At 48.1% G+C, this 10666-nt stretch carries 12 protein-coding genes; 3 read left to right on the top strand and 9 right to left on the bottom strand.

Annotated elements, in window-relative coordinates; all coding sequences use genetic code 11:
* The coding region (locus B3180_RS04690) for a DUF721 domain-containing protein (RefSeq protein ID WP_286843312.1) at positions 1 to 352 on the bottom strand (352 nt) is incomplete at its 3' end.
* 88 nt (positions 353 to 440) lie between these two features.
* On the opposite strand from B3180_RS04690, the gene B3180_RS04685 reads away from it, so the two are divergent.
* The 3 genes from B3180_RS04685 (at position 441) to mutT (ending at position 4600) form a co-directional block, all read left to right on the top strand.
* Positions 441 to 1373, top strand: coding sequence for a M23 family metallopeptidase (locus B3180_RS04685; protein ID WP_222236438.1), 933 nt, complete (start codon positions 441 to 443; stop codon positions 1371 to 1373).
* Between the two features lie 83 nt (positions 1374 to 1456).
* Positions 1457 to 4177 carry a preprotein translocase subunit SecA gene (gene secA / locus B3180_RS04680; protein WP_278358264.1) on the top strand — a complete coding sequence of 907 codons (2721 nt, stop codon included), beginning with the start codon at positions 1457 to 1459 and terminating at the stop codon, positions 4175 to 4177.
* 6 nt (positions 4178 to 4183) lie between these two features.
* Entirely contained in the window at positions 4184 to 4600 is a 417-nt protein-coding gene (gene mutT / locus B3180_RS04675; RefSeq protein WP_199494228.1) for an 8-oxo-dGTP diphosphatase MutT, read from the top strand.
* Here mutT and yacG read toward each other — a convergent pair.
* The 8 genes from yacG to nadC all read right to left on the bottom strand — a co-directional run.
* The gene (gene yacG / locus B3180_RS04670) at positions 4597 to 4791 is read right to left on the bottom strand and encodes a DNA gyrase inhibitor YacG (RefSeq protein WP_199494227.1); all 195 of its coding nucleotides are present in this window, start codon (positions 4789 to 4791) and stop codon (positions 4597 to 4599) included. The genes mutT and yacG overlap by 4 nt on opposite strands.
* Positions 4788 to 5552 carry a cell division protein ZapD gene (gene zapD / locus B3180_RS04665; RefSeq protein WP_278358263.1) on the bottom strand — a complete coding sequence of 255 codons (765 nt, stop codon included), beginning with the start codon at positions 5550 to 5552 and terminating at the stop codon, positions 4788 to 4790. Before zapD ends, yacG begins: the two co-directional genes overlap by 4 nt.
* A gap of 40 nt (positions 5553 to 5592) precedes the next feature.
* The gene (gene coaE, locus B3180_RS04660; protein ID WP_271331849.1) at positions 5593 to 6201 is read right to left on the bottom strand and encodes a dephospho-CoA kinase; all 609 of its coding nucleotides are present in this window, start codon (positions 6199 to 6201) and stop codon (positions 5593 to 5595) included.
* Position 6202: 1 nt separating this feature from the next.
* Complete coding sequence (locus tag B3180_RS04655) at positions 6203 to 7063, bottom strand: prepilin peptidase (protein ID WP_271331850.1); 861 nt, start codon at positions 7061 to 7063, stop codon at positions 6203 to 6205.
* 18 nt (positions 7064 to 7081) lie between these two features.
* Positions 7082 to 8257, bottom strand: coding sequence for a type II secretion system F family protein (locus tag B3180_RS04650; protein WP_278358262.1), 1176 nt, complete (start codon positions 8255 to 8257; stop codon positions 7082 to 7084).
* Positions 8244 to 9527: a GspE/PulE family protein gene (locus B3180_RS04645; RefSeq protein WP_278358261.1), complete on the bottom strand. Its 1284-nt coding sequence runs from the start codon at positions 9525 to 9527 to the stop codon at positions 8244 to 8246. The genes B3180_RS04650 and B3180_RS04645 overlap by 14 nt, the downstream gene beginning before the upstream one ends.
* Entirely contained in the window at positions 9527 to 9994 is a 468-nt protein-coding gene (locus B3180_RS04640) for a pilin (protein ID WP_222236447.1), read from the bottom strand. The genes B3180_RS04645 and B3180_RS04640 overlap by 1 nt, the downstream gene beginning before the upstream one ends.
* A gap of 74 nt (positions 9995 to 10068) precedes the next feature.
* Positions 10069 to 10666: carboxylating nicotinate-nucleotide diphosphorylase (gene nadC, locus B3180_RS04635; protein WP_286843304.1), on the bottom strand; the 598-nt coding region annotated here is incomplete at its 5' end.

Here is a 10666-nt window from a genome sequence, read left to right as displayed (position 1 = left end):
TAAACGGCTCGTCGCAGCCTTCCGCCATTGCCAGCAAACGCTCCGCACTGCTTGAATCTTTCTGATTTTTAATCGTTTTCTGAAAACTGTTCATTGACGGAGACACCTTAATAGAAAGGCTCTGTACCGGGACCGTCGCATTGTCACGAAAATGCGTTATAATGGCCGCTTGCTGAAGTTTTAGCCGGGTTGCCCAACTACCGTTATCCACCTGAATGATCATTTGACCATCACGGATATTCAGCAATTGGCAGTGTTGGTTGGTGTTTTTATCAACGCATTGTTGAAACAATTGTTGCCAATGCGAAAGTTGGGCGGCAAACTGTGCATAGTGTCGTAATGTTGTCGACAAAGTCCGTTGTCCGGAACGGAGCCATTCTGATGGGGTTTTCGGGTGTCGTGACATAATTGCGTAGTAGGCAAATAATAAGAGAGTTCAGATGAGTTTATCAGTCTTTTATCGAGGCTCCAAAGTACGTTTTCGTATTCGGTTAAGTCGACGTCGGTTTTTGTCCTATGTTGGCATTGCTGCTTTTATCGGACTTGCCAGTTGGCAGCCATGGCAGTATCAGGGAATCGATCCTGAACTGGCGCAATCAAAAATTTCTGCAGAGCAGAAAAAGCTTGTCCTACAAGAACAAGCATTAAAAGACCTGAAAGAGGATACCCAAAAGCGTTTGGGTGCAATGACGGTATACCTGGGTGAATTAAGAGCTCAAATGCGTCGTCTGGATGCTCTGGGGGAACGTTTAGCTGGCGTTGCCAATTTGGATAACGGCGAGTTTAACTTTAATCAGGAACTGCCCATAGGTGGTCCGGAAATTGAAGTTGCCGAGTTGCCGCAAAGCTCAGGTACAGACGTTATTCGCGAAATTGAAGATATGTTGTCGCAAATCTCTGACAAACAAAAACAGCTATCACTACTTGAATCTGTGATGATGAATCACCAACTTAATAATGATGCTTATATTGCGGGGCGCCCAATCTCAGATGGTTGGTTGTCGTCGCAGTATGGTGTGCGTAAGGACCCTTTTAATGGCACACCAGCCATGCACAAAGGGTTAGACTTTGCCAGTTATAATGAAGAAGTGAAGATTATTGCTACCGGCGCAGGTGTAGTGACCTGGGCGGGTGACCGATACGGTTATGGTATGTTGGTTGAAATTGACCATGGCGGTGGCTTAAAAACGCGCTACGGACATAATGATAAGCTATCGGTATCAGTAGGGGATGTTGTCACCCGTGGCCAGCAAATTGCTGAAATGGGTAGTAGCGGTCGTTCTACCGGCCCGCACGTTCATTACGAAGTTTTGCGTAATGGTCGTCAAATTGACCCGAACCAATTTGTGTATCGCAAAGCTGACTCAAAATAACTCGGTAAATTAATTTAGAACGTAGGCGGTACTTCGGTACCGCTTTTGTTGTTCAGGAAAGTAACACAGGATAAATCAATCTCATGCTAGGCAGTCTGTTTCGAAAAGTATTTGGTAGTCGCAACGATCGCATTCTAAAAACCATGAAGAAAGACGTTGAGCGAATCAACTCGCTGGAACCCGAGTTTGAAGCGTTAAGTGATGCCGAGCTAAAAGAGAAAACAACGGAGTTTAGAAAGCGCCTGAATGACGGTGAGCGTTTAGATCAAATTTTACCAGAAGCTTTTGCAACGGTTCGTGAAGCCAGCAAGCGCGTCTTTGGTATGCGTCATTTTGACGTGCAGCTTATTGGCGGCATGGTACTGAATGATAATCGTATTGCTGAGATGAAAACCGGTGAAGGTAAAACCTTAACTGCAACCCTGCCAGCTTATTTAAATGCGTTGCCTGGTAAAGGTGTTCATATCATTACGGTGAACGACTATCTGGCAAAGCGTGACGCTGAGTTCAACCAGCCATTATTCGACTTTCTGGGGCTGACAGTTGCCTTTAATATTCCGGGTATGGCACCGGAAGATAAAAAAGCGGCTTATCAGGCAGACATTACCTACGGTACCAACAACGAGTTTGGCTTCGACTATCTTCGTGACAACATGGCATTTGCACCGCAGGACAGAGTCCAGCGCGAATTAAACTATGCTTTGGTCGATGAAGTTGACTCAATTCTAATTGATGAAGCCCGTACACCGCTGATTATTTCCGGACCAGCCGAAGACAGCTCGGAAATGTACCGTAAAATGAATGAACTGGTTCCCCATTTGGTGCGCCAGGAAAAAGAAGATACGGAAGAAGAAAAAGGCGACGGCGACTTCACTATCGATGAAAAAGCTAAGCAGTTGCACCTGACCGAACACGGACAAGAGCACATTGAAGAGCTGTTGAAAGAAAAAGGCATGCTGGAAGCGGACGATTCGCTGTATTCCGCCGCCAACATCAGCTTACTGCACCACATTAATGCGGCATTACGTGCGCATCACCTGTTCCAGAAAGACGTTGATTACATCATTAAAGACGACAAAATCGTTATTGTTGATGAACATACAGGTCGTACTATGGAAGGCCGCCGCTGGTCCGAAGGTCTGCATCAGGCTGTCGAAGCCAAAGAAGGCGTTCCAATTCAAAATGAAAACCAGACCTTAGCTTCTATTACTTTCCAGAATTACTTCCGTTTGTATAACAAACTGGCGGGTATGACAGGTACAGCTGATACTGAAGCTTTTGAGTTCCAGTCTATTTATGGCTTGGAAACTATCGTACTGCCAACCAACCAACCTATGATCCGCGATGACAGAGCAGACCTTATCTATCTGACTACGTTGGAGAAATACGAAGCGATAGCGGAAGATATAGAAGAATGCCGTAAGCAGAAACGACCTGTATTGGTGGGTACGGTATCTATCGAAAACTCTGAACTGTTGTCGAACCTGCTGAAGAAGAAGAAAATTCCTCACGCGGTATTGAACGCTAAGTTCCACGAAAAAGAAGCAGATATCATCGCTCAGGCAGGTCGTCCGGGTACGGTGACTATCGCAACCAACATGGCCGGTCGCGGTACCGATATCGTGTTAGGTGGTAGCTGGATGGCTGAAGTTGAAAAGCTGGATGAGCCTACCAACGAGAAAATTGAAAAGATAAAGCAAGAATGGCAAAAACTGCATGATGCTGTTATTGAAGCCGGTGGTTTGCATATTATCGGTACTGAGCGTCATGAATCACGTCGTATCGATAACCAGCTGCGCGGTCGTGCCGGTCGCCAGGGTGACCCGGGTTCGTCGCGTTTCTATCTGTCGTTAGAAGATTCGCTCATGCGCATTTTCGCTTCAGAGCGAATGGCTACCATGATGAAGCGTTTAGGCATGAAAGAAGGAGAAGCAATTGAACACCCTTGGGTAACTCGTGCCATTGAAAATGCTCAACGTAAAGTGGAAGGCCGTAACTTTGACGTGCGTAAGCAGTTGTTGGAGTACGATGACGTTGCCAATGATCAGCGCAGCGTTGTCTATGAACAGCGCAATGAATTACTGGATGAAGGCGACATTTCTGAGACCATCGTTGCTATTCGCGAAGATGTTATCAACAGTGTCATTAGCGAGTATGTTCCGCCTCAGTCTTTAGCCGAGTTATGGGACTTAAAAGGTCTGGAAGAGCGCCTGCGCGGTGACTTCCACATAGACGTACCCTTACAAAAATGGCTGGAAGAGGAAGAGCATTTCCACGAAGAAGTTCTGCGTGAACGCGTTCTGGAAAAGCTGGTTGAGTCCTATCAGGAAAAAGAAGAGATGGTCGGGCCGGAAGTTTTACGCCGTTTCGAAAAGTCTATTATGCTGCAAAGCCTCGACCAACACTGGAAAGAGCACCTGGCGGCAATGGATCACCTGCGTCAGGGGATTCACCTGCGTGGCTATGCGCAGAAAAACCCTCAGCAAGAATACAAGAAAGAAGCCTTTGCGCTCTTTACCGATATGCTGGAGGCATTGAAGCTCGACGTGGTAACCATTTTAAGTAAGGTTAAGGTTCGGGCTCCGGAAGACGTCGATGCGGTTGATGAACAACGTAAGGCAGCGGATAGTGCTCCTCGTGAGTTCCGCCATGAGCAAAGCGGTCCCGCTGCAGAAGAGCCAACTCAGCAAAGCAATGCTGACGCACAGGGGCAACCTGTTCGTAAAGGTGCCAAAGTGGGTCGTAATGAACCTTGCCCTTGTGGTTCTGGTAAAAAGTACAAACATTGTCACGGTAAACTGTAGGTTACTATGAAAACCGAAGCATCGCCTGCTGTACATGTTGCAGTGGGCGTTATTGAGAATGAACAGGGTGAAATTTTTATAGCCCAACGTCATCCTGAACAACATCAGGGTGGGAAATGGGAATTCCCGGGCGGTAAAGTCGAAGCTGCCGAGAATGTCCAGCAAGCGCTGCAACGCGAACTAAAAGAAGAGTGCGGTATTGATGTGACCGATATGGCACCACTAACAGTTATCGAGCATCAGTATAAAGATAAACGGGTCTTACTCGATGTCTGGTGGGTACTTGCTTACGACGGTGAAGTGCGTCAGTTAGAAGGTCAGGACTGGTGTTGGGTTGATAAAAACCAACTTGACGCATTTCAGTTTCCCGAAGCGAACCAGCCCATTGTTGAATGCATTATGCAGTCTTTAAACGCCTATTAATAATCCTGTTCGTCGTTGTTGTAATCATCATTAGCAATGACAACAGGCTCGCCAGGAATACTTTTCTCTTCGTTAGCCCATTCACCTAAATCAATCAGTTTGCAACGCTCACTGCAAAAGGGGCGGGCGGGTGATTTTTCTGACCATTCAACTTGTTTTTGGCAGGTTGGGCAGTTAACGCTAACACTCATGGACTACACCTTGCGATTTCGAATTCAATGTCTTGAAGGGAGGTTTCATTACTCTCCCCCGGTAAGGGCATGAATCGTACCGTAAAACGTTGTCTGTGCCCACTAATGACGGGGTAAATATTGGCTGAGCGAGGAACTTTAATGCGCAACATTGCCAGTAGCTGATCTGAGCTTTCCTGTAAGAAACCATTTTGTAGCTGCATGGGAACAAAAACCGATTGCTCCCGTAACAGTGTCAGCTTCAGTGTGATAGCTAACTCCACAAAAGCTAAGGTCTTGCGCCACTCTTCGCATTGTTTGGCTTTGTCTTCAGCGGGCTGGCTTAACCAAAGCTGCAGTTGTGGTAATTCAAATAAACCACTCATACCGGGTTGGCTAAAACGTTGTCTGATACTGGCTAGCAGGGCATCGTCCTTAAGTTGTCGCAGGTATTTTGGAATATCCTGTAACTGGTTAAGGCACTGCTCAATTTCCTGAATGGTATTGCGCAACGCTTCGCGGTCAACGTCAGGGTGCGCTTCCCACTTTTGCAAACGTTGTTTATCGAGATCTAAATCTTTACTGAGTTCGGTCCGAATATCAAAGCGTTCCAGTAGCTCGGTAACGGCGAATAACGCATTAAAGAAGGGTTCCGCTTGTTCTTCAAAGCACAGTTGACTGGCTTTTAGCTGCTCAAAGCCGTGCTCCAATCGCAAATAGGTTCGCATGCGCTCCTGAAGAGGGTATTCGTAGAGAATGTTGTCGTTATCAGTCGATGCCATGCGATTGCCGATTGGTGAACTCTGTTCCTATAATAGCGTATTACTTTTCCTGTGCAACGGTTGCCGCCAGGTAGCGCTGATGTAACTGAAGTACCTGCTGTTCCAACTGTTCCAGGCTGCCATCATTGTTTAGCACATCATTTGCTTTTTTTAGCCGCTCGCTGCGACTTAGCTGTGCCTTCATAATAGCTTCCACTTCTTTTTTAGGACTGTCATCGCGCTGAATAGTTCGCGATATTTGCAAAGACTCAGGAATATCGACCACCAGCACTCGCTGGCAGTATTTTTCCAGACCGTTCTCCAACAACAAGGGAGCTGACAAAATCACGTAGGGAGAGTCGGCTAGTTCAAGCTGAGAGATGAGCTCTTGTCTTATCGCGGGGTGGAGCAATTCATTCAGCCATTCCTTTTCCCGGGGGTTAGAGAAGACCCTTTGGCGTAACGCCTTGCGGTTAAGCTCACCACCTTCAGTCAATAACTGGTTTCCAAAGTGCTCTGCAATAGCCTGCAGGCAGGGAGTTCCCGGCATAACAACCTGACGGGCCACTACATCCGCATCGACAACGGTAATACCCAGCTTTTCGAATTCAGCAGTAGCTGCAGATTTGCCGCTGCCAATACCTCCTGTTACACCGACAACATAGGTCATTTTAAACGCCTCCTAACCAGCGCCAGTAACTAAAGAGTAAATCTGTTCCAAAGAAGTAGCTGAGTATGCCGCCGCCAATTAAAAACGGGCCAAAGGGTATTGGCTGTGACCGGCCTTTGCCGCGTATCATGACTAAGCCCACTATGGCACCGCAAACTGAGCTAGCAAGAATGGTAACCGGCAACAAAGTTGCACCGGTAAAAGCGGTAATGGCCGCCAGCAGTTTAAAATCGCCGTAACCCATTCCTTCCTTCCCGGTAACAAGTTTGAACGCCCAGTAAATGCTCCATAGACTCAGGTATCCTGCTACCGCGCCTATAATGGCGGAGTCAGGTGAGAGTTCATTGGTAGGTGACAATGACCAGAGCAAGGCAATCCAAAGCAGCGGATAGGTTAACTGATCGGGCAATAGCTGATGATTCCAGTCAATAACAAACAGGCAGATGAGCAGCGAAAATACCGCAACATAAACCAGGGCTGTAAGACTAAAACCAAAGTACCAGGCAACCAGTCCAAAGGCCACACAACTGATAAGCTCAACCAGCCAGTAGGTTAGCGGAATATGAGTCTGGCAGTGGCGACACCGGGCACGTAATACCAAATAGCTCAGCAGCGGTATATTGTCGTACCAGGCTATAGAGGTTTTACACTCAGGGCAGTGTGAGCCGGGAACCGCAATAGAAAAGTGATCCAGTTCTTTTAATGGAGTGCCGTTCATTTCAGCACATTCACGCTGCCACTGTCGCTGTAACTGAATGGGTAACCGGCTAATAACAACATTCAAAAAGCTGCCAATAACAGCACCAAGTATCAGCGCCAACACCAGAGTTGGTATCGACTCAGCAGCGAGCAAGTGTTCCATACTTGTGTTCCTTCGTGGTTAAAATTGCTGCCCCATAGAAAACAGCGGTAAATACATTGCGACCAGCAGAGTGCCTATAATGCCGCCTAAAATCACCATCAGCAAGGGCTCTGCCAGACCAATCAAGCGCTCACAGTTTTGTTCAAAGCGTTGCTGGCGAATATCGGCAAGCGTGGCAAAGGCCTGATCGACGTTGCCGTTTTGTTCGGCAACTTTGAGAAAGCTCAGTGTACGAGGCTCACTTAAAGGGCTTGCTCTGAAACTGTCTACCCAGCCGTTTCCCTGCTCGACACTTTGTTGAACAGAGCGTAATGCATGGCGGTGAGGTAGCCAGGTCAGGGAATGCGCGGTGCTGTTAAGAGCCTTACGCGTTTCAATGCCAGCCTTCAGGGCAACAGCCAGACGGTGAAAAAGCTGCTGCAGTTTAATGTCCTCAAGCAACTGCCCGATAAAAGGCAGTTGGGACAGGGTTCGTTGCCAGAATAAAGGGGCTTGTTTCCTGACAATGTATAACAAGGCTGAGAGGATCAAAATAAGGCCAAGAAGCGACACGGTTTGCTCTCGTAGGAAATCCGAAGCATTAAGTAAAGTCCGGGTCAGCCACGGGAGTTCCCCTTCACTAAATAACGGTGCGAAACTTGGCAGTACCCAACCCATCATCATGAAGCAAACGGCGCCCGCAACTAAAAGTACTATAACCGGATAGCGAAGCGCCTTGCTCATTTGCTTTTTGAGCAGCATTTGGCGTTTGGCAACCTGATGCAACTGGTGCAGGGTGTGAGCAAGCTGGCCGGTTTGCTCCGCCCAGGCTATGGCGATGATGTCTTCTTCCGGCAACCAGTTTTTATAGAGCTGCAACGCCCGGCTAAAAGCAAGACCGCGCTCAATACAACGGATGCAGTCTTCAACCATCCAGCGCAATCCTCTGGATGGGCTCTCGCAGACACTGTGTCGTAATGCTTCAGCAAGCGGTAACCCGCTGCTGAGTAGGTCAGATACTTGCTGCAGCAACTCATACCACAGCGATAAGCGGGGTTTATAGCCTTTTAGTTTGTGGGCCGACAAAGGTTTTACTGCCGCACTGTTTATTTTGTGTTGCGCTAACAGTTGTTTTGCCTGAAGTGCCGAGTCGGCATGAATAAACCCGCACTGCTTACCCACTTGCCAGTACCAGCAATGATTAATCGGCATCATAGGTGAACCGTTCTTTTTCTTTGCGGTTGATCTGACCGGCGTCTATGTAGTTTTGCAAAGCTTGAGAGAAATCAGGCAGCTGCAATGACTCCAGATAACGACGCAGATCCGCTGTATTTGTCTTAAGGTCGATGAATTTCTCCGCCTGCTCCTGCCAGGGGACGACCTCAAACACTGCTTGACGCTTATTTTCAGCAGTTGCGGGTACCGGAAAAAGCCGTTGACTGACAATAAGACTGAGTGAACTGCGGATGTCCAGCGGGTTGATGCCAAGAGACTGTAAGCGTTTCAAGCTGTCGAGACAGCTGTTCGTATGCATCGAGGTCAGAACCAGGTGCCCGGTCTGCGCTGCCTGCACTGCAATTTTTGCTGTTTCAGAATCCCGAATCTCTCCAATCAGTATGACATCCGGGTCCTGCCTTAGCAGAGCGCGGAGAACAGACGCAAAGGTGAGCCCTTGTTTATGATTGACCATCACCTGGCTGCAACCAGGCAGGGGGACTTCAACCGGGTCCTCAACACTGCAGATATTGCATCGCTCTGCGTCTAACTGACTTATGGCGCTGTATAAGGTCGAGGTTTTGCCACTACCGGTCGGGCCGGTAACCAAAATTAACCCTTGTGGCTGACTCAGGCAATGGGCAAACCATAGGTATTGCGCGTCCAGTAACCCTGTTTGCTGCAGGGGCGTAATACTCTGCGTTGGCTGCAGGCATCTCAGCACCAGCTTTTCACCGCCAATGACGGGGCAACAACTTAAGCGAAACTCATGTTGGCGGCTACTCTCAGCACGCACCGACAAACGACCGTCTTGCGGTTGACGTAGTTCAGTGAGATCGAGATTAGCCAGTACCTTAATTCGGGAGTAAACCTGCTGCCCAAAGTCTGCGGGCAGCACATCTAAGCGAGAGAGCTCGCCGGCTATGCGGCCTCGCACAGTAATGCCACTTTCCTGAGGTTGTATATGAATATCTGACAGGCCTTCCGCCGCGCAGTACAGCAACAGCTGGTCAACATAATCGACGACGGAGTCATGGCTTATCTGAACTCCCGGAAGTTGACCTTCCCCGCGAAGTACCATCACTTTTTTATTGCTGTAAAAGCTCAAAAGCACGGCATCTACCGGTGGAAAACCGGGTTGTTGTATTAATAGCTCCCAGTGTTGAGTACTGGCAAAAGGCTGCAACCCGTGTTGCTTAAGAAACGGATCGTCTGTACTACCTGATACCTGCTTCAGATGAGCCAGTGAACAGCGACCGATAACAGACATTAGTAACTTACCTGACGTTCACAGTTTTGCACGACACTGCGAGACTCACCATAGTCTGAGCAGGCGATACTCCAGTCTAAGTGCGTATTAGCCGCATTGGGTGTCAGTTCAATTTGCAGAGGTTGGTTATTAATACTGACAGAGTTCAGGGTCAGTCGCACGGCAGCCGCCTGTGTCAGGCTCAAATCACTGAGTTCATCAGGTAGTGGTGCCGGGACTGCAGGAATGCCCTGGCTTCCGGCCTGATTGCACTGGTTTAACTGTCCCTCAATTTGCCAGCATAGGGCAATACCCAGTTGCAATGGTTGAGCATGAGCCAGCGCCTTACTGACTTTAGCCTGCTGCGTATAGTAGGTATATGACGGAACCGCAATAGCGGAGAGAATGGCAATGATGGCCACCACGACCATCATTTCAATTAAGCTAAAACCGGCTCCGGGTAAACGGTAAGAATGTGCATCCTGCATTAGACAGCTCCCTGTTAAAAACAGTGAAACTGTGGCTTACCCTGGCCAATTAGTAAATTCTATTTCTCTGTAAGTTATTCACTATCTTGGGAAATTCTCATTGATAAATCAATGGCTTGAATGTTTTTAGTCAAAGCGCCGGAAGAAATGAAATCCACACCGGTAGCCGCTAATTCTTGCAAACGCTCATCGGTGACATTACCGGAAACTTCTAATTTAGCCTGGTGTGACGAGTTGTTTTTGTTCTGCTGCACGGCCTGCTCGATATCAGCGATACTGAAGTTATCCAGCATAATGATGTCGGCTTCTGCGGCTAACGCCTGCGAGAATTCATCCAGGTTTTCAACTTCAACTTCCACCGTTTTACCCGGATTCAGTTGTTTTGCTGCTTTAACGGCCTGAGCTATGCCACCACAGGCAAAAATGTGATTCTCTTTAATCAGGTAGGCGTCAAACAAACCGATACGATGGTTCACGCCGCCGCCGCAACGCACCGCGTATTTCTGTGCTAATCGCATACCCGGCAAGGTCTTACGCGTATCCAGCAGCTGCGTTTTGTAGTCATTCAGAAGTTGACTGTACTGGTATGTGGTGGTGGCGGTTGCAGACAAGGTCTGCAAAAAATTAAGTGCAGTGCGCTCTCCGGTCAGCAAAATGCGACTTGGTCCTTTA

The sequence above is a fragment of the Idiomarina sp. UBA4206 genome, from assembly GCF_002383015.1.
GTDB classification, from domain to species: domain Bacteria; phylum Pseudomonadota; class Gammaproteobacteria; order Enterobacterales; family Alteromonadaceae; genus Idiomarina; species Idiomarina abyssalis.
The sequence above is the reverse complement of the archived record's forward strand: the minus strand, read 5'-3'. Positions and strand labels throughout refer to the sequence as shown.